Origin of the sequence: Sodalis sp. RH14, from assembly GCF_047324285.1 — a bacterium.
In the GTDB taxonomy this organism is placed as follows: domain Bacteria; phylum Pseudomonadota; class Gammaproteobacteria; order Enterobacterales; family Enterobacteriaceae; genus Acerihabitans.
Genome location: NZ_CP178739.1, coordinates 4039227 through 4057936 on the forward strand (window position 1 = coordinate 4039227; position 18710 = coordinate 4057936).

Consider the following 18710-nt stretch of genomic DNA (forward strand, 5'->3'; position numbering starts at 1 on the left):
ATTCTGTGACGCACTTTAGCGTACAGTTGTACGCTGAACAAGTCCGATCAGACGAAGTTTGCAAAATTTGCGCCGCAAAGCACACCTCGTTAAAATCTCAACATTTCTTGACAAAAGAGCCTTACGCCGTGAATCGCGCGCCTATCCGCAACGCCATCCTTAATTGGAATGAAGACGGTACACCTGTATCCCGACAGTTTGATGACATCTACTTTTCCAGCCAGGATGGACTGGAAGAAACCCGCTATGTTTTTTTAGCCGGCAACGGACTGCCGGAGCGGTTTGCACAACATACGCGGGCATCGTTGGTGGTGGCGGAAACCGGCTTCGGCACCGGACTTAACTTTCTGGCGCTGTGGCAGGCCTTTGACCAGTTCAGACGGCGGCGGCCCGACGCGCCGCTGCGACGCCTGCACTTTATCAGCTTCGAGCAGTTCCCCCTGAAAATCGAGGATATGGCGCAGGCCCACGCGCGCTGGCCGGAGCTGGCCAGCTATGCCGCCGGGCTGCGCAGCCTTTGGCCGTTGCCGACGCCCGGTTGCCACCGGCTGATCCTGGCGGACGGCGCCGTCACGCTGGATTTATGGTACGGCGAGATCAACGCGTTGCTGCCGCTTCTGGACGACAGCCTGTCCGGCCGGGTGGATGCGTGGTTCCTGGACGGCTTCGCCCCGGCGAAAAACGCCGGCATGTGGAGCGAAGCCTTGTTTCATGCCATGGTGCGATTCGCCGCGCCGCAGGGGACCTTCGCCACCTTTACCGCCGCGGGATTTGTGCGGCGCGGCCTGCGCCAGGCGGGATTTACCGTCCTTAAGCCGCCGGGTTTCGGCCGCAAGCGGGAAATGCTGGCCGGCAGCCTGGCCGCGCCGCTGGCGACAGCGCCGCGCGCGCCCTGGTACGTCCGGCGCCCCGCGCGCGACCCGCTTGAGGTGGCGATTATCGGCGGGGGAATTGCCGGCGCCCTGGCGGCGGAGGCCCTGCAGCGCCGCGGGTCGCGGGTGACTCTTTATTGCGCCGATAGCGGCCCGGCCCAGGGGGCGTCAGGCAATCGCCAGGGCGCCTTATATCCACTGCTGAATAATGAGGATGACGAGCTGGCGCAGTTTTTTGCTATCGCTTTTCCTTTCGCGCACCACTATTACCAGGAGTGCGCACGCCAGGGGGTCATCTTTGAGCACCAGTGGTGCGGCGTCACGCAACTGGCCTATGACGACCGATCCCGGCGCAAGCTGCGGCAAATCCTGGCCACGGACTGGCCCGCGCAGCTCATCAGCGCGGTGGCCTGCGAAGACATGCCCGCGCTGACCGGGCTTGCCACCGGCAGCGGCGGGGTCACCTATCCGCTGGGAGGCTGGCTCAACCCCGCCCAATTCACCGCCGGCATCATCGCGCGCGCGCAGTCCCGCGGCATGGCGGTGCACTACGGCCATGAGGTGCGGGGATTAAACGCCGGCGCGGACGATTGGTTGCTGGATTTCGGCGCGGGGCGCCAGGCCCGCCATGCCACGGTGGTGCTGGCCGCCGGGCACCGCATGCTGCAATGGCCGATTACCGCCCCGCTGCCGTTGACCAGCGTGCGCGGGCAGGTCAGCTATGTTCCCGACCAGCCGGCACTGCGGACCTTGAAGCAGGTGCTGTGTTATGACGGTTACCTGACGCCCGCAAGCCCCGGCTTTCGCACCCACTGCCTGGGCGCCAGCGCCCGGCGCGACGACGAGGACATGACTTACCGCCCCGATGAGCAGCGGGCCAACCGCGACCGGTTAATCGCCTGCCTGCCCGGGCAATCCTGGGCACAGTGCGTTGATGTCAGCGCCGGCGAGGCACGCGCCAGCATACGCAGCAGCGCCAGGGATCATCTGCCCATGCTCGGCGGCGTGCCGGATTTTGCCGCCACCCAACGCGCGTATGGCGATCTGCCCGGACGCCTGCTGGCCGGCGAGGCGGTGGCGGACGCGCCGGTGTATGCCAATCTGTTTATGCTGGGCGGCCTGGGGTCGCGCGGTTTATGCACCGCCCCCTTGGCGGCGGAGATCCTGGCCGGCCAGATATTCGGCGAGCCACTGCCGCTAAGCCTGGCGCAGTCGGCGGCATTAAGTCCCAATCGTTTTTGGCTGCGTAAAGTGTTAAAGGGGCGTGAAATATAAATCCACTTCGGTAAAAGAAGATATTATATTCACCCGGTTAAATGAATACTGATATTTCTCTGGGTGAATGATATTTACCAAAATAGAAATTATCCTGCGGATGAATCCATGATTAAAACCCCACCCAAAACTCATACCCATTCTGCCGGGGACCGGTTTTACGCCGGGCGCAGGCGGTTAAAATGGCGACTGTTGTTATACCTATTACACCTCTGAGAAATGAATGCTTTTACAATTGGTATGATATCTTGTGCGTAATCCTCCTTTATAGTGTGATCAATATCACATTTAAGCGTCCATAGAATGTTGATTCTACCCGTGGGATGATTTTTCTCCAAAAGTTAAAGGACCAATAACTATAACCGCAAGAATAATCATAACGTATTGATTTTTAATATTTTATTTTATTAATTTTCATAAAATCGCACCTACCTGGATGCATGCGATTTGTGATAATAATCTCATTTAACAAAAATCATAATGCTCATACATAAATTTACAATAGTTGCAGTTGTTAATAATCCATAAAATGGCGGCGCTAAAAAGATGATTTTTCATTTAACTGGAGATGAATGATGATAAGAATAAAAAAACTCACGGTTTGGCAAAAAATGGGTTTTGGCATGGGAGATGCCGCATGTGGCATCGTTTATTCGTCGGTAACCATGTTTCTGACTTATTTTTACACGGATATATATGGTATATCAGCGGCCGCGGTCGGCATTATGTTCCTGGTAACCCGTATTTTAGATGCAGTATCGGATCCGCTGACAGGCTTATTAGCGGATCGGGTACGCACCCGATGGGGACATTTCCGGCCCTGGCTGGTATGGTTTGCCGTTCCATATGCCGTTATTGCGGTGCTCACTTTTACCACGCCCGAACTCACCGGCACCGGCAAACTAGTCTATGCCTATATTACCTATACGCTGTTAATGCTGTTCTATACCTTTATCAATATTCCTTATTGCTCTCTCGGCGGGGTCATCACTTCGGATGAAAAAGATCGCCTTTCCGCCCAATCCTATCGTTTTACCATTTCATCGGCGGCGGGTTTGGTGGTTTCCATCGGCACATTATGGCTGGTGGACTGGTTCGGCAAAGGAAATAAACAACTGGGCTATCAATGTACGATGGCGGTCATGGGTGTCCTCGCGGTCATTATGCTGTTTATCTGTTTTTTTACTACCCAGGAACAAATCAACCCGCAGGCACGCGGCAATGAAACCGTATTAAGCGATCTAAAAAATCTGCTATCCAACGATCAGTGGCGCATCGTGGCCATCATCACGTTCTTTTCCAGCATGGCCGGCGTCATGCGCAGCGCCGCCACGCTCTATTACGCCACTTACCTAATGCTTGATCCGCAGCATTCCGACCTGACAGGCACGGCGATGAAAACGGCGTTTATTACCACCAGCGTCGTAGGCACCATTCTCGGCGCAATGGCAGCCGGCTTTTTCGCTAAACGCTTTAATGCGGTCAGCATGTTTAAAAACATTAATTTACTGTTGGTTCTCACCGGCGTGATTATGTTCTTTATGCCGCCGAAATGGCTAAGCGTCGTGTTCCCGCTTTATTTCCTGATTGGCTTTTTCCATCAAATGTATCAGCCCTTTAAATGGAATATGATGGCCAATGCCGCGGATTACGGTGAATGGAAAACCGGCCGGCGCATAACCGCCCTTTCTTTCTCCGGCAATTTGTTCGCGCTGAAACTGGGCATGGCGGTGGCGGGCGCGCTGGTGGGATTTTCCCTGGGTTGGTTTGGCTACCAGGCCGGATCGACGACACAAAGCGCTCTGGCCACCACCGGCATCATCGGTTTGCTGACCGTCGGCCCCAGCCTGTCTTACCTGGTCTTATATTGGCTGACCCGTTTCTATAAGCTCGATGATAAAACCATGGCAAATATCCAGGCGGACCTGGCGCAGCGCCAGCTGATACCGCAGGCCGCGGCCGGCGATATCATTATTACCGGTGACGAGCCGCTGGCGAATCGCCTTTAATGGGCGGTACTGCGTCGCGGCGACATTTATCTTCGTCAAAGGACATTAATCATGCATGACAATGAGCTTTCCCCGTGGCGCCCCGATCGGGGTGACGGAACTTATCAGAATCCAGTGCTACATGCCGATTATTCGGACCCGGACATTGTACGCGTCGGAGATGATTTTTATCTGGTGGCCTCCAGTTTTAATCATATGCCCGGGCTGCCGATCCTGCACTCCACCGACCTGGTCAACTGGCAAATCGTTAACCATGTATTACCGTGCCTGGCATTGCCGGGGTATGACGCCTTTCAGCCGGGGAAAGGAGTTTGGGCGCCAAGCATCCGCTATCACGCCGGCCTGTTTTGGGTGTTTTTCAGCACACCTGACGAGGGCATTTTTATGTGCCGAACAACCGACCCGCTGGGAGAATGGTCAGCGCCGCACTGTCTGAAACAGGCTAAAGGCTGGATCGATCCCTGCCCCTTCTGGGACGACGACGGCCGGGCATGGTTGGTTCATGCCTTTGCTTATAGCCGTAGCGGCATAAAACATCGGCTGCAGCTGTGCGCCATGTCGCCGGATGGCCAGACCCTGCTGGACGAAGGACAAGCGCTTTATGACGGCAGCGCCGACTTGCCGACCCTTGAAGGGCCTAAACTGTACAAGCGCCACGGCTGGTATTATATCTTCGCCCCGGCCGGCGGCGTGGCCACCGGCTGGCAGGCGGTGCTGCGCGCGCGCAGCATCCAGGGTCCTTATGAAGCAAGAAAAATCTTGAGCCAGGGCAATACCGCAGTCAACGGTCCGCATCAGGGCGGCTGGGTGGAGCTTGATAATGGCGAAAGCTGGTTTATGCATTTTCAGGACGCCGGGACCTATGGCCGCCTGGTTCATCTGCAACCCCTGCGCTGGGTGGATGACTGGCCGGTGATCGCCTGCGGCGAACCCGTGGAACGTTGGGTAAAACCTGCAACCGCTCTTTCCCGCGCGCCCTGTGAACCGCGCACGTCGGATGATTTCTTATCGGCCCGTCCGGGCTTGCAATGGCAGTGGCAGGCCAATCCCCAGCCCTACTGGGCGAGCCTGGATAACCGGGGCCTCCACTTAGCCTGCGAACACCTGCCGCTGCGCGACGGCCAGCCTTCGCTCTATGATGCTGCCAATCTCTTGCTGCAGAAATTCCCCGCCCGGGAATTTACCCTTACCACCCGCATGACGGCGGACCTACGCCATGACGGCGAGCAGGCCGGCATTATTATCTATGGCGAACGTTACGCCGCCCTCAGTGTGCAGCGGTCCCAAGGCCGGTATTGCCTGACCTGGGATACAGGCTGGCGGGGCGATGGCGGCGAGGTCAATATCTCCAAGCGCGACCTGGTACCCTGGCCGGACGCCACGCCGCTCTATTTGCGCATTACCGTCAGGCGGGATGCCATCTGTACGTTTTCCTACGGCGCTGATGGCCAGGCTTTTACCTTGCTGCCCACCGCATTTGCCGCCGGTCCGGGGAAATGGGTAGGAGCAAAAGCCGGTTTGTTTGCCGTGGCGCGCAATAAAGGAGACGGCCAGGCCGGCACGGCCAATTTTTCATTCTTTACCGTTAGCGCGGCGGTTTAACGCGCCACCTTAAGTTCAAGCAGCATGATGCGAAGGGGGAGAACGTTAATTTCTCCCTCTCAGGGGAACTATTGTTTTAAAACGCAGCAACTCCAATAATCATTATATGAGAAAATAAACAATGAATAAAACAATGGCAGCAACTGTGATTATTCTCGCCGCGCCTTATCTGTCGGCAGCGGAAATTTATAATAAGGATGCTAACAAGCTCGATTTTTACGGCAGTGTGCAAGCGCGGCATTATTTTAGTAATTACACTGGCAGCGATGGTGATAACAGTTATATCCGCTTCGGATTCAAAGGGCAGACCCAGATTAATGACCAGCTTACTGGTTATGGTCAATGGGAATATAATGTTCAGACCAATCACACCGAGGGCGGCAGTGACGCCTTATCGGGCAATAAAACCCGCCTGGGCTTTGCTGGCCTGAAATGGAGCAATTTTGGCTCTCTGGATTATGGACGGAATTGGGGGGTGCTGTATGACGTCGCTTCCATCACAGATATTGCGGCGATATTTGACGATTTGACCTACAGTTATTCAGACAGTTTTATGAGCGGTCGTTCAACCGGCCTCTTGACCTATCGTAATAACAATTTTTTCGGTCTGGCCGATGGATTGAAATTTGCGGTGCAATACCAAGGTGCCAATGATGAAAACTCTAACGACGCACGCATGGCGACCAAGGCGAATGGTGATGGTTACGGTTTTTCTTCCTCTTATACTTTTGACTGGGGCGGTGCCATACTGGGCGCGTATTCAGTGTCTAATCGCACCAAGGCGCAGCAACAACTTGCCTATGGCCGGGGCGACAAAGCGGAAAATTGGGCTACGGGCCTAAAATATAATGCCCACAGCCTGTACCTGGCCACTCTTTATTCCGAAACGCACAATATGGCGCCCATAGGTTCTATCGGCATGGCCAATAAGGCACAGAATATGGAGGCGGTGGCACAATATCTGTTCGATTTCGGCCTACAGCCGGAAATAGGTTATTTTCAATCGAAAGGCAAACAGATTGAGGGTTATGGAGATGTTGACCTGATCAAATACGCCGATCTGGGCCTGACCTATTTCTTCAATAAAAACATGTCGGTCTATGCAGACTATAAAATCAACTTGTTAAAAGATGATAATCCAATGTCCATCGCGGCCGATGATGTCTTCGGCCTGGGGCTCAGCTACCGGTTTTAACCGTTTTCATGTTTTATGCCGCCGGTCGTGCCCAAAGCACGGCCGGTTTTTTGCCCCGCCCTCCGGCGGCTAGAACACCATATTCACCCTGCCCCACAGGGTCCTGCCCGGCTCGGTAATCGGCCTATCGGCCGCGTAGCCGAAGCCGCTGTTGCCCGCCAGGTTGAGGTGCTCGCTGTAGCGCTTGTCGAGGATATTGTCGACGCCGCTGCTGAGCTTGATGCCTTTGGTTAATCTGTAGGCCACATTGGCCGACAGGACGCCGAAGCCGGGGCTGGCGGCAAAATCCTTACCCGCCGCATTGCCCTGGTTGGCGGCGATGCGGCGCTGGGCGCTGACCACGCGCCATAGCGCGGTGCTGCTAAAGCGTTGCCGTTCATAGGTCAGTCCGGCACGGGCGTCCAGCGGCGGCATCTGCGGCAACGGACGCCCGTCGCGGGTATTTTTGCCCCACGACCAGGCAAGGCTGGCGTCGGTTTTCCAGTGTTCGGCCAGCCGATACCCCATGCCCAGCTCCGCGCCCATGATATGGGCGCTGATATTGACCGCCTGGCTGCCGTAGGCATTGTTCGGGTCGTATTTGACTAAAATAAAATCATCCACCCGTCCGGCATAACCGGACAGCCACCCGTTAAAACCGCCATTCACGTAGTGCCAGCCGGCATCGATCTGGGTGGTTTTTTCACTTTTCAGCGCGGCAAAGGGATCGGATCCCGGCCGCGGTCCGGCTTTGGGTTTGAATAATTCCCAATAATCCGGAAAACGTTCGGTATAACCTATGCCCGCATACCACAGCAGCGGCGCGCTCAGCTGCTGCTCGTAACGGATAAAGCCCGCGGGCAGGATTGCGGCGCGCGACCGCGACCCAGTATCATCGTATTTGTCCGCCAGGCTGCGATCGAGGCGCGCGCCGCCGATAATACGGTTATGCCCGGAGGCATGCCAGGTCAGCTCGCTGAACACGCCGTAATCCTGAAAACGCGCATCCCGGTCCCAGCCGGTGCTTTTTTTGACGCGATGCGTGTTGGTTTGCATGTCCGCGCCGGACTGCAGCTGGAAATCGGTCCACAGCCAGGTGCCGGCGGCGCGCCCCCCCAGGGTGCGGCGATCCGGGTTACTGCGCCGGGCGGCGTTTGGCGGCCCCTGGCGTGCGCGCATCTTGCAGCAGCCGGCGGCGGCCGGCTGCTGCACGGGAGAGCGCAGGCTGGTGTTGTCCATGACATGATTGGCATAGCTGTAGTAGAGCTGGGCCTCGACCCGGTCCAGCACATCACCGATACCGGTTTTCTCAAAGCGCGCGCCCAGGCTTTCGCGTTTGATTTGCGCGCCGTCCATGCCCCGGCCCGCATAACTGGCCTCGCCGTTGCCGCGGCCCATGGTCAGCTCCATCCGGGTGGCGTCATCCGGCGTCCAGCCCAGCGCCAGATCGCCGTTCCATTTATCCCAGCGCGAGGGCACGCGCCGTCCCGCGCCGTCGCGATAGTCGCCGGCGCGAGACTGGTTGGCGGACAGTTGCATATAGCCCAGCGCATTGCCCACGGCGGCCTGGACAGTTTCATCCCGGCGGCCGTTGGATCCCGCCAGCAGGCCAAGCTGGGTTTTTACGCCGGCCTTATCGAAATGCGGAAAGACGCGTTCGAAACGCAGGGTGCCCGCCGAGGAGCCCGGCCCCCACAGAACGGTTTGCGGGCCTTTGACCAGGGTCAGGACATCATAGCTTTCCGGGGAGATATAGGCGGTCGGCGCATCCATGCGGCTTGGGCAGGTACCGAGGATTTCCGCGCCGTCGGCGAGTATTTTCAGCCTGGATCCGAACATGCCGCGAAAAACCGGATCGCCGTTGGTGCCGCCGTTGCGGATCTGGGCGAAGCCGGGAATGGTTTTAAGGTAACCGGCGCCATCGCTGGCCGGCAACGGCTGGCGCGGCGTCTTAGGGGACGTGACGACGATCAGCGGGGAATGCAATGGCGCGGTTACCGTTATCACATCGCTGTCGGCGATGACCGACGGCGCGGCGGCGGACGGCGCGGGCACAGTATGGGCGACGGCGTGGTGGGCCGCCACCAGGGTAAATAACGGTATCAGGCCGGTCAGACGGCGCGGCGGACAGGTGTCTTTAGGGTGTATGGGGTAGCCAGACATCATCGTTCCTTGTGATTGAGTTTCTGCTTCCTGATAAGACGGAGGTAAGGGTACTACCGGCGCGGACGGCCAGGCCTGTTAATGTCCGGCGGAAGGGGATGGCGCGTTGGCGTGATTCAGGGGGGAACGGGTATGTGCCGGCGGTACGCGCGGCAGGGATACACGGGCGTTCACGCGGCGAGCCGCAGGAAATAACGCCGCAAATGCTACTGTAACAAGGTCTGTAAATTGGCGCCATCAGCCTGAAAAACGTCCATCACGTTAATGCCGGATTGTACGTGATAGGCCAGGATGGCGTGTGATAACTTAAATTTCGTTTATCGTTGGTACGGCTTTGGCCTGTTCATACAGCCGGTGCCACATGCCCAGCACCAGCACCTGATCCGGCGGCGACAGTTCACCATTGCCGATAGCCTTGGCCAGGCAGGCCTGTACCCGATCGTGCAGCGCTTCAAGGGTATGCTCGTTATTTTCCTCCGCTTCGGCGACCGCCAGCGTCAGGTGGCCGCGCAAATAGCCGCCGGCAAATAATTCATCGTCGGTGGCATGCTCCACCATATCGTCAATTAACGCCAGGATACGCGTTTCAAAAGTTACGATCATCGAATGTCCTCATTCATTATGCAACGTCGGGGCGGCATCTATCGCGACCGGGGAACGGAACTGGCTCCGCGTTAACGGCGGGGTATGGTAAAACGCATGCAACGCCTGGATAAAACAGGCCGCACGGTCAGGAATACCCTGGTCGAGATAGCGGATGACCTGCCCATGCACCAAGCGCTGGAACGCGATACGGTCCGGCTCGCTATCGCCATTGAGATTATCGCAGCTGACATTGAAGGGAAACCCCGCCGCCGCACAAAATAGCCATTCCAGGGCCTGGGGCTTGATTTCCACCTGCTCGAACTGGCGCTGCGTGGTGTCGTCGCGCCCGTCCGGGCAGTACCAATAGCCAAAATCCACCATTAGCCGGCGCCTGGCGCCGGCGATACACCAATGGGAGATTTCATGCATGGCGCTGGCGTAATAGCCATGGGCAAAAACAATGCGGTGAAAAGGCAGATCCCCATCGGCCGGCAGGTAAATGGGTTCGTCGTCGCCCCTGATTAGCCGGGTGTTAAGCGTGTCGGCAAAACAGCCGTCGAACAAGGCGATCAGGTGCTGAACATCATGGGTTTCGCTAGACATAATCTCGGTTCGGTTATCACAATGAAGACAGCCAGAGCGCAATCGCCGCGCCATGGCTATCGTACAAAAGTTTCAGGCTCATCAGGAGCGATACCACCACGATGGTCGGGCGTATCAGCCGTTGCCCCTTGGTCAGCACCATGCGGGCGCCCAGGCGCGCGCCCAGGATTTGCCCGGCCAGCATGACGACGCCCACGCTCCACACCACCTTGCCGGCAAAGATAAACAGCAGCAGTCCGCCCAGATTGGAGGTGAAGTTAAGCACCTTGGCATGGGCCGTGGATTTCGCCAGGTTAAAGCCGCACAGCGTCACGTAGGCCAGCGCATAAAAAGAGCCGGCGCCGGGGCCGAAAAACCCGTCATAAAAGCCGACGCCACACCCGGCCACCAGCGCAAACGGCCAGGCGGACAGGCGGCGCTTGCGATCGTCCTCGCCGATATGCGGCATCAGCAGAAAATACAAGCCGATGCCTATCACCAGCAGCGGCAATACCTGGCGCAACAGGTCGGCGCGCAGATGCTGGATCAGTATCGCGCCGGTCATCGAGCCGATAAACGTCATGGCGATGGTCAGCTTCTGGTTGCCGATATCCACCGCCCGCTGGCGCACAAAATAAAGACTGGCGGAGAAGGAACCGCCCACCGACTGCAGTTTGTTGGTGCCCAGCGTCTGCGCCGGCGACAATCCCGCCGCCAGCAGCACCGGCAGGGTAATTAACCCGCCGCCGCCGGCAATGGAGTCGATAAACCCCGCCAGCATGCTGACGAAAAACAACAAGGCAAACACCAGCGGGGAAACCGCTAACCAATCCATGAATGAATGAATCCAGTGGTAAAAAAACCATACCCGCCCGGCATGAAGCCGGGCGGCGCCAACCGGCACCCGTGCCGGACGCTCCCCGGCCCGCGGCGGCGTCGGTTATTGCGTGATCAGATGGCGATCCAATAGCGCCTGACAGGATGCCGGCAGCGGCGGCGGCGTTTTTTTCACCGGCGGCACGCCCGGTTTCGGCGGCAGGAACCAGCTGTCAAGCTCGGCGCCGCAGCCGTCGCCGGCGGGCGGCGGCGCCTGCTCACGGCATTCCAGGCTGTCGGCGGGACAGCGCAGGCGCACGTGCATATGGGCGCGATGGCCAAACCACGGACGTACCTTGGTCAGCCAGCCGCGATCCTCGCCCGCCACCCGGCACAGCTGCTTTTTAATCGCCGGGCTGACAAAAATCCGCGTGACCTCGCTGTCTTCGGCGGCCAGTTTGATCAGCATCGCGGTTTGCGGCTGCCATACCGCCGGATTAACATCGCGGCCGTTAGCCGTCACCAGATCCAGGGGCTGCGGTTTGAGCAACTGCTGCGCCGTCCAGCGCTGGCGCGGCAGCTGCAGCCAGATATCCACGTCCAGGCCCGACTGATGGCTGGCGTGGCCGCTGCCGAAACGCCCGCCCGCGGGCATGGCCATATCGCCCACCAGCAGCACGTCGCCCAGGTTGAGATGGCGGATCTGATTGCTCAGGCGCAGGATAAACATCAGCAGATCGGGATGGCCGTAAAAGCGCCGCTGATCCGGGCGCAAGACCTGGTAGTTGGCCGCCTGCAGCTGCAGCGGCTGCGCGCCGATAATGCAGCCGTTGGCGAACTCGCCGATGGCCTGCGCCGGTCCGGGAACCGGATGATTGATGCTCTGCCACGGCGTTGGCGCCGCAAACACCTGGACGGAGGCCAGGGCCAGTAATCCGACTATCCATTGCCGCATCATATTACCACTGAGGAAGGGTTGAGTTGACATCGCCGCACTGCGCGCGCTGGCGCAGGAAGTGGTCCATTAATACCATCGCCATCATCGCCTCGGCGATGGGCACCGCCCGGATGCCCACGCAGGGGTCATGGCGGCCGCGCGTCACCATTTCCACCTGCTCGCCGGCGCGGTTAATGGTCTGGCCAGGCACCATGATGCTGGAAGTGGGTTTCAGTGCCAGATGGGCGAGTATCGCCTGGCCGCTGCTGATGCCCCCCAATACGCCGCCGGCATGGTTGCTGGTAAATCCCCGCGGCGTGATTTCGTCGCGGTTTTCACTTCCCCGCTTGGCCACCACCGCAAAGCCGTCGCCGATTTCCACGCCCTTCACCGCGTTAATGCTCATGAGGGCATGGGCCAAATCGGCGTCCAGACGGTCGAACACCGGCTCGCCAAGGCCCGCGGGCACATGTTCCGCCACCACCGTGACTTTGGCGCCGATGGAGTCGCCCTCTTTCTTCAGGGCGCGCATCAGTTCGTCCAACGCCTCCAGCCGGTCCGGATCGGGACAGAAAAACGGATTTTGCCCGACCTGGTCCCAGTCTTTCAGCTCGCAGGCGATGTCGCCCATCTGCGCCAGGTAGCCGCGCACCGTCACGCCGAATTTTTGCGCCAGGTATTTTTTGGCAATCGCACCCGCCGCCACCCGCATGGCGGTTTCCCGCGCCGACGAGCGGCCGCCGCCGCGATAATCGCGCACGCCGTATTTCACCTCGTAGGTGTAATCGGCATGGCCGGGACGGAACACATCCTTGATGGCGCTGTAGTCCTGCGAGCGCTGATCGGTGTTTTCAATCAACAGGCCGATGCTGGTGCCGGTCGTCACCCCCTCGAACACGCCGGACAGGATCTTCACCTGATCCGCCTCGCGCCGCTGGGTGGTATAGCGCGAGGTGCCGGGCTTGCGCCGGTCCAGGTCCTGCTGCAGGTCTGCCTCGGTCAGGGGCAGGCCAGGCGGCACGCCGTCGACGACGCACCCCAGCGCCACCCCATGTGATTCACCGAAGGTGGTGACGCGAAATAATTGGCCGATACTATTCCCTGCCATCAGGACGCCTCTCTCAATGTGTTAACACGCATACCGGTTAATCCTGGAATATTGTAAAGCAATCGCTACAGGCCACAAGCTGTTCGCGGGTCAGTGAGAATACCCCCTCGCCGCCGTGGTCAAACGTCAGCCAGTTAAACGGGACGTCGGGGAACTGCTCGATCAGATGCACCATGCTGTTGCCCACTTCGCAGATCAGCACGCCGTCGTCATTCAGGTACTGCGGCGCGCAGGCCAAGATGCGGCGCACCAGCTTCAGGCCGTCGCGGCCCGCCGCCAGCCCCAGCACCGGCTCGGCGTGGAACTCCTGCGGCAGGTCGTTCATATCCTCTTCATCCACATAGGGAGGATTGGTGACAATCAGATCGTAGCGCAGGGCCGGCAGTTCGCGAAACAGATCGGAACGCAGCGGAGTGACCCGTTCGTCGAGTCCATACGCCTGGATATTGTGCTCGGCCACCGCCAGAACGTCGGCGGAAATATCCACCGCATCCACTTCCGCCTCCGGAAAGGCAAAGGCGCTGGCAATGGCGATACAGCCGCTGCCGGTGCACATATCCAGGATATGGCCGGGCGGATGCGGCAGCAGGTCGCGGTAGCGATCGTCGATAAGCTCGCCGATGGGCGAACGGGGGATCAGCACCCGTTCATCCACATAGAATTCCAGGCCGCAAAACCAGGCTTTGTTGGTAAGGTAAGGCACCGGGATACGTTCATTTATCCGGCGCACCACCCGCTCCACGATGCGGTAGCGCTCGCTGGACGTCAGCCGCGACCCATACATGTCCTTCGGCAGGTCCAGCGGCAGGAACAGGCTGGGCAATACCAGCTGCAACGCCTCGTCCCAGGGATTGTCGGTGCCGTGACCGTAGAAAATCTGCGCGGCGTTAAAACGGCTGACCGTCCAGCGCAGCAGATCCTGAATACTGTGCAGTTCGGCGACGGCCTCATCCACAAAAATTTTGTCCAATTATTTCACCCCAGGGCATGATGCGGTTCTAAGGACATAGTTTGCCATGAAGCGCACGACAAAGCAGCAGGCATCGCCCCGTCATGCCGCGTGATGGCCGACATTTTTTACCGCTGGGGGAAAATGGCGCCGGAAATGGAAAATTTCGCCGGAAAATGACAAGACGGGGTAAACTTGCATAAAAGCAGCAAACGCAGAGCAGGGAATGAAAAAAAGATACCAACTGGCCGATGAAGAACGCCATCTGTTCCGGGAATCCATCGCCGGTACACGCCCGTTGCGCCAAGATACCGTCAAGCCCCCCAAGCCGCGCCGCAGCAGGGCCGTCCTGCCCGCCCGGCGCTTGATGCAGGAACAGGTGGACGCCAGTTTTTATTTTTCCGATGAGTTCCAGCCGTTGCTGGACAGTGAAGGGCCGGCGCGTTATGTACGCCCGGACGCCAGTCCCTATGAGGTGAAAAAACTGCGGCGCGGGGATTATACCCCCGAGCTGTTCCTCGACCTGCACGGGCTGACCCAGGCGCAGGCTAAAGAGGAACTGGGGGCGTTGATTGCCGCCTGCCGGCGGGAACATGTGCACTGCGCCTGCGTCATGCACGGCCACGGTAAACATATCCTGAAACAGCAAACGCCGTTATGGCTGGCCCAGCACCCCGATGTGCTGGGCTTCCACCAGGCGCCGAAAAACTTCGGCGGCGACGCGGCGCTGCTGGTCCTGATTGAACTTAGCGCATAACGCGCCTTAGACTTTCACCAGCAATTGCGCCGGGCTGACCTGCCACTCCAGTTTGCCCTGGCCGCTTTCGCCCTCCAGGGTGACGCAGGCCACCGCCGAGGTGGCGAACATCGGCGCCTGCTCGTCGGGGCATAAATCAGCGACCAGGTAGCCCACCAGCGGCAGATGGGAAACGATCAGCACCGATCCCAGGCCTTCATTCGCCAGCGCCTGCAGATAACAACACACCAGGTCGACGTCGCCGCCCGGCGTGAGTTCGGGCAGGCTTTCCTCGCCGTCCGGCAACACCAGTTCGTCACGCAGCACGTCCAGCGTTTGCCGGGCGCGCAGATAAGGACTGACCAACACACGATCGGTATCGAGGATCCTGGTACTTAACCAACATGCCATCAGGCGTGATTCATCACGACCGCGAACTGTCAGAGGCCTTTCCGCATCACTGGCCGCTTCGAGCTGAGCGTCGCCGTGCCGCATAATTAAAACTTGCATAGTGCACCGTTGTTGTTTGACAAAAACGCGAAAGATAAACGCAACGACCGGGCCTTTGCGCTCGAAATCGCGTAAATAAAACGCTGCTTTTTACATCAATACCCGCCATGGAGTCAACACATGGACGTTAATTGATCCTCCGCCAGGCTTTTCCATAGGGGAAAAACCCGCAGCAGACTGAGGCTATTAGCGTATGACAACTATTACCGGTAAAGGTGCAGGCTAAGTAACATATTTACGAATATCCCCCGGAGAGTGGCCGGAACCGGTAAATCAGCAAGCGGCCACGGGCCAATCCGCTCATAAGCTTAATATTGGCATGATGGCACGAAAAATAAAGCGTAGCGCCAGGGATCACGACGTCTGGAACGACGCCGCGGGCGCCGGCCCAGGGTAAAGTAAGCCATAATTGCGCGCCCGGGCGCGATAACGACAAGGACGGAAAGTGTTACGGCGCCGGTATAATCTTGCCCATGGGTCATCAAACGCAGGCCCGGTCACGGGCCTGTCATGAGCGGATTAACGCAAACCGAGCTGGAAAATCAGCGTTTCAGCCTGGCAGCTGAAGGTAAAATCAGCGTTTAGCTCAACGCCGCCCTTAACGGGTTCGATGCGGCTGCTGATGTCGCAGGGATCGGATTCCACCGCGCGCGCTTTTTCCGTCAGCATCGCCAGCATGGCTTCCGCTTCCTGGCGCTGTTCAAACACCTTGCTGAACGACGCCGTGCAGTCTTCGTTATCAATGATAGTGCCGACATCGACACAGCAACAGGCGGCGGTTTCTTCAGCACTGCATTTGTTAATAGAGTGAGTCATTGCAATCTTCTCCACAGGATTTACCTGTTTGACAATAATAAGCCGTTCAAAAGTATCTACGGCTTATCATACTCCTGTACACCCAACGTTGATAGGGCCGGCTCCGCCGGCTATTGCGAATCGATATCCTTCAGATCGCCCTGTATCGCCTGGGCGTTGGGGTTTTCCTGTGGTTTCAGCCGGCCGCCGCTGGCCAGGAAATCATGCCGCTGGAAATAGGCGGCGCGCACCAGCGCATAAGGATCGGCGGAATTGCGCAACAGGCTGTCGGAGTCCAGCAGCTGCGCGCGGGTTTCCACGCCTTCGAATACCCATTTACCGGCGGACATCCACCAGGTGAGATAACTTAACACCGGATAGAAGTTGTCCACCGCCCCGCCCAGATCCTCGCGCGGGGTAAAGCTGCCGTAACCCGGCAGCACTACATAAGGACCGTAGCCGACGCCATAGGTGCCAAGGGTACTGCCGAACCGGCGCGGTTGTTCCTTAGCCAGCTTGGGATTGGCCATGGACGCCACGTCGATCAGGCCGCCCATCCCCAACAGGGTATTGAGGAAAAAACGGTTGAAGTGGATCATAGCTTCATAGGGCTTGCCGATGGCGAAATAGTTGACCATGGAGGCCGGTTCTTCAAGGTTGCTCAGAAAATTACCCAGGCCGTTGCGCGCGGGCTTGGGCACGTAATCGCGCCAGGCCACCGCCACAGGACGCACCACGTACGGATCCAGGACATTGTAGTTAAAATCAAACATCGTACGGTTAAACCCTTCCAGAGGGTCCGAACGCTGCTGTGAAGACGGATCGGTTTTATCGCTGGCGCATCCCAGAAGCAATACGCTGGCCAGCGCCAAACCTGACAGGCGGTAATTCATCATTCAACTCCATTTATTATTGTTATGCCGGCCGCTAGGGCATGTGTTGATCTATGCGCACGGCGATCCGGCCGGTGCCGCTGAAATCCTGCAACGCGCTCTCGCCAAACCAGTCGCCGGGCCTGGCGTCGGCGCCACCGTCACGGGCAATCCTCACCCGTACCTTTACCTGTCGCTGGGCGGAAAGCAAACGCTCCGGCAACATGGCATTGCTGTCATCCAGCGTTAACGATAACGGAAAGCGGCTCAATGGCAAAGTTTTAACCGCAACCGGTACCGGACTTTTTCCGTCGGTGACCGAAATAAACAGCGTTCCCTGCGCCGGCGGTTTATCGTCCAGGGCCGGCGCCAAAGTAACATCCACGGTAAGTTTCGCCGTCTCCTGGCCTGACAACGCGCGCGCCTGGTTAATCACGCGCCTGATGGCGTCGCCATGGACATCGCCCGCGGGCAGCAGGGTCAATACCTGGCGCCACAGGCTTATCGCCTGCGCATAGTCGCCTTGTTGATACAGGCCGACCGCCAGCAGGTTAAGCGCCGTGATGTTGCCCGGCTGCCGTTTGAGCAGCGCGCGCAGCAGGCTGTCGCCTTCCTGGTTGTCGCCCGCGTCGGCGGACCGGGTCAATACCCCGGCGTAATCGAGCGTAATCGCGTCATCGTCCGGGGCCAGACGATGGGCGCGTTCAAACGCCTGGGTGGCCATGGCCGCATCATTCATTACCACGCCGATGCGCCCGAGGATCAGCCAATCCTGGGTCTGTTGCGGATGTTCGCGCAGCGAGGCGCGCAGCCCGACCGCAAACCGCGCCAGTTCCTGCGCCGACAGCGGGCTGGCATGCGGGTCCATAATGCGCGCCCGCAGCGCCGGCATCTCCGCCACCGTCTGCTGCCAGCGCCATACCTGGAACGCGCCGCCGGTCCAGGCGTAAAACGCCAGGGTAACCAGCACCAGAGCCGCCGCGCCCGGGATCAGGACCCACGCGCCCAGCGGCGGTCTGGCCGGCGCCGGCGCCACGGGGATATCCGACAACAGGTTTTGCTGCAGCTCCTCAATATGCAGGGTGCGCTCAGCCACCACGCCCTGCGCCTCATCCTGGGCCAGTTCATCCAGCCGGTGCGTAAAAAACGCCTGGTTCAGGCTGTCGCGGGTTATCGCGCCGCCTTGCCGGCGGTAGCGCAGCGCCGGCAGCACAAACAGCGCACAGGCCAGCGTCAGCAGTAGGGTAAAGGTCATGCCGGCTATTATCATGGCTGTTCCCGATTGGTTTTTTCCAGCAACCGCGCCAGACGCTGCCGTTCTTCGCTGGATAGCGGACTGCGCCCGCCACGCCGGGACGCGCGCAGCACCACCGTCACACCACCGGCGATCACCACCGCAAGCGGCCCGAGCCACAAAAAAACCGTCAGTGGATTAAGGGGCGGCACATAAGTCACGAAATTACCGTAGCGCGCCACCATGTAAGCGATGATCTGCTCCTTGCTCCTGCCCTGCATCATCAGCTGATAGACCTTGGCGCGCATATCGGCGGCAATAATCGCATTGGAGTCGGCGATACTGTTGTTCTGGCACTTCGGGCAGCGCAGTTGCTGGGTCAGTTCCCGGTATTGCTGCTCCTGCGCCACACTGTTGAACTGCCGGGTATCTATCGCCGCGCCGGCGCTAAAACCCAGGCAAAGGCACAGCAACAGCATAATGCATTTTAT

17 protein-coding genes are annotated in these 18710 nt (G+C 58.8%); 5 read left to right on the forward strand and 12 right to left on the reverse strand.

Annotated elements, in window-relative coordinates; genetic code table 11:
* Positions 1-128 precede the first annotated feature (128 nt).
* The 4 genes from mnmC (at position 129) to ACL2XQ_RS18335 (ending at position 6953) form a co-directional block, all read left to right on the forward strand.
* Positions 129-2147 carry a bifunctional tRNA (5-methylaminomethyl-2-thiouridine)(34)-methyltransferase MnmD/FAD-dependent 5-carboxymethylaminomethyl-2-thiouridine(34) oxidoreductase MnmC gene (mnmC, locus tag ACL2XQ_RS18320; RefSeq protein ID WP_413739537.1) on the forward strand — a complete coding sequence of 673 codons (2019 nt, stop codon included), beginning with the start codon at positions 129-131 and terminating at the stop codon, positions 2145-2147.
* A gap of 575 nt (positions 2148-2722) precedes the next feature.
* On the forward strand, positions 2723-4156 hold the full coding sequence (locus ACL2XQ_RS18325) for a glycoside-pentoside-hexuronide (GPH):cation symporter (protein ID WP_413728756.1): 1434 nt from the start codon (positions 2723-2725) through the stop codon (positions 4154-4156).
* Between the two features lie 51 nt (positions 4157-4207).
* The gene (locus tag ACL2XQ_RS18330; protein WP_413727934.1) at positions 4208-5758 is read left to right on the forward strand and encodes a glycoside hydrolase 43 family protein; all 1551 of its coding nucleotides are present in this window, start codon (positions 4208-4210) and stop codon (positions 5756-5758) included.
* A 121-nt stretch (positions 5759-5879) separates the two neighbouring features.
* Entirely contained in the window at positions 5880-6953 is a 1074-nt protein-coding gene (locus ACL2XQ_RS18335; protein WP_413727933.1) for a porin, read from the forward strand.
* A 69-nt stretch (positions 6954-7022) separates the two neighbouring features.
* Here ACL2XQ_RS18335 and ACL2XQ_RS18340 read toward each other — a convergent pair whose 3' ends face one another.
* The 7 genes from ACL2XQ_RS18340 to prmB form a co-directional block, all read right to left on the reverse strand.
* Positions 7023-9095, reverse strand: coding sequence for a TonB-dependent copper receptor (locus ACL2XQ_RS18340; RefSeq protein ID WP_413740531.1), 2073 nt, complete (start codon positions 9093-9095; stop codon positions 7023-7025).
* A 306-nt stretch (positions 9096-9401) separates the two neighbouring features.
* Entirely contained in the window at positions 9402-9698 is a 297-nt protein-coding gene (locus tag ACL2XQ_RS18345) for a YfcL family protein (protein ID WP_410014177.1), read from the reverse strand.
* Between the two features lie 9 nt (positions 9699-9707).
* A complete protein-coding gene (locus tag ACL2XQ_RS18350; protein WP_410014176.1) occupies positions 9708-10283 on the reverse strand; it encodes an elongation factor P hydroxylase in 576 nt (191 codons plus the stop codon).
* A gap of 16 nt (positions 10284-10299) precedes the next feature.
* On the reverse strand, positions 10300-11097 hold the full coding sequence (locus ACL2XQ_RS18355; RefSeq protein ID WP_410014175.1) for a sulfite exporter TauE/SafE family protein: 798 nt from the start codon (positions 11095-11097) through the stop codon (positions 10300-10302).
* Positions 11098-11202: 105 nt separating this feature from the next.
* On the reverse strand, positions 11203-12033 hold the full coding sequence (gene mepA, locus ACL2XQ_RS18360; protein ID WP_413728754.1) for a penicillin-insensitive murein endopeptidase: 831 nt from the start codon (positions 12031-12033) through the stop codon (positions 11203-11205).
* Between the two features lie 4 nt (positions 12034-12037).
* Positions 12038-13123 carry a chorismate synthase gene (gene aroC, locus ACL2XQ_RS18365; RefSeq protein WP_410014174.1) on the reverse strand — a complete coding sequence of 362 codons (1086 nt, stop codon included), beginning with the start codon at positions 13121-13123 and terminating at the stop codon, positions 12038-12040.
* A gap of 37 nt (positions 13124-13160) precedes the next feature.
* The gene (gene prmB, locus ACL2XQ_RS18370; protein WP_413727931.1) at positions 13161-14093 is read right to left on the reverse strand and encodes a 50S ribosomal protein L3 N(5)-glutamine methyltransferase; all 933 of its coding nucleotides are present in this window, start codon (positions 14091-14093) and stop codon (positions 13161-13163) included.
* 205 nt (positions 14094-14298) lie between these two features.
* Between prmB and smrB the strand changes: the two genes are divergently transcribed.
* Entirely contained in the window at positions 14299-14829 is a 531-nt protein-coding gene (gene smrB, locus ACL2XQ_RS18375; protein ID WP_410014172.1) for an endonuclease SmrB, read from the forward strand.
* A gap of 6 nt (positions 14830-14835) precedes the next feature.
* On the opposite strand, the gene sixA is transcribed toward smrB, so the two are convergent.
* The 5 genes from sixA to ACL2XQ_RS18400 form a co-directional block, all read right to left on the reverse strand.
* The gene (sixA, locus tag ACL2XQ_RS18380; RefSeq protein WP_410014171.1) at positions 14836-15318 is read right to left on the reverse strand and encodes a phosphohistidine phosphatase SixA; all 483 of its coding nucleotides are present in this window, start codon (positions 15316-15318) and stop codon (positions 14836-14838) included.
* Positions 15319-15837: 519 nt separating this feature from the next.
* On the reverse strand, positions 15838-16134 hold the full coding sequence (locus ACL2XQ_RS18385) for a YfcZ/YiiS family protein (RefSeq protein ID WP_410014170.1): 297 nt from the start codon (positions 16132-16134) through the stop codon (positions 15838-15840).
* A 110-nt stretch (positions 16135-16244) separates the two neighbouring features.
* Positions 16245-17006 carry a phospholipid-binding lipoprotein MlaA gene (gene mlaA / locus ACL2XQ_RS18390; protein ID WP_410016760.1) on the reverse strand — a complete coding sequence of 254 codons (762 nt, stop codon included), beginning with the start codon at positions 17004-17006 and terminating at the stop codon, positions 16245-16247.
* Between the two features lie 34 nt (positions 17007-17040).
* Complete coding sequence (gene ccmI, locus ACL2XQ_RS18395) at positions 17041-18255, reverse strand: c-type cytochrome biogenesis protein CcmI (RefSeq protein WP_413723343.1); 1215 nt, start codon at positions 18253-18255, stop codon at positions 17041-17043.
* Positions 18252-18710, reverse strand: coding sequence for a cytochrome c-type biogenesis protein (locus tag ACL2XQ_RS18400; RefSeq protein ID WP_413740532.1), 459 nt, complete (start codon positions 18708-18710; stop codon positions 18252-18254). Before ACL2XQ_RS18400 ends, ccmI begins: the two co-directional genes overlap by 4 nt.

What these genes read in the sequence shown, in the direction of transcription:
- ACL2XQ_RS18325 (WP_413728756.1), top strand. Translation starts at nt 2,723, where the DNA reads ATGATAAGAATAAAAAAACTCACGGTTTGGCAAAAAATGGGTTTTGGC.
- ACL2XQ_RS18330 (WP_413727934.1), top strand. Translation starts at nt 4,208, where the DNA reads ATGCATGACAATGAGCTTTCCCCGTGGCGCCCCGATCGGGGTGACGGA.
- ACL2XQ_RS18335 (WP_413727933.1), top strand. Translation starts at nt 5,880, where the DNA reads ATGAATAAAACAATGGCAGCAACTGTGATTATTCTCGCCGCGCCTTAT.
- ACL2XQ_RS18340 (WP_413740531.1), bottom strand. Translation starts at nt 9,095, where the DNA reads ATGTCTGGCTACCCCATACACCCTAAAGACACCTGTCCGCCGCGCCGT.
- ACL2XQ_RS18345 (WP_410014177.1), bottom strand. Translation starts at nt 9,698, where the DNA reads ATGATCGTAACTTTTGAAACGCGTATCCTGGCGTTAATTGACGATATG.
- ACL2XQ_RS18350 (WP_410014176.1), bottom strand. Translation starts at nt 10,283, where the DNA reads ATGTCTAGCGAAACCCATGATGTTCAGCACCTGATCGCCTTGTTCGAC.
- ACL2XQ_RS18355 (WP_410014175.1), bottom strand. Translation starts at nt 11,097, where the DNA reads ATGGATTGGTTAGCGGTTTCCCCGCTGGTGTTTGCCTTGTTGTTTTTC.
- mepA (WP_413728754.1), bottom strand. Translation starts at nt 12,033, where the DNA reads ATGCGGCAATGGATAGTCGGATTACTGGCCCTGGCCTCCGTCCAGGTG.
- aroC (WP_410014174.1), bottom strand. Translation starts at nt 13,123, where the DNA reads ATGGCAGGGAATAGTATCGGCCAATTATTTCGCGTCACCACCTTCGGT.
- smrB (WP_410014172.1), top strand. Translation starts at nt 14,299, where the DNA reads ATGAAAAAAAGATACCAACTGGCCGATGAAGAACGCCATCTGTTCCGG.
- sixA (WP_410014171.1), bottom strand. Translation starts at nt 15,318, where the DNA reads ATGCAAGTTTTAATTATGCGGCACGGCGACGCTCAGCTCGAAGCGGCC.
- ACL2XQ_RS18385 (WP_410014170.1), bottom strand. Translation starts at nt 16,134, where the DNA reads ATGACTCACTCTATTAACAAATGCAGTGCTGAAGAAACCGCCGCCTGT.
- mlaA (WP_410016760.1), bottom strand. Translation starts at nt 17,006, where the DNA reads ATGAATTACCGCCTGTCAGGTTTGGCGCTGGCCAGCGTATTGCTTCTG.
- ccmI (WP_413723343.1), bottom strand. Translation starts at nt 18,255, where the DNA reads ATGATAATAGCCGGCATGACCTTTACCCTACTGCTGACGCTGGCCTGT.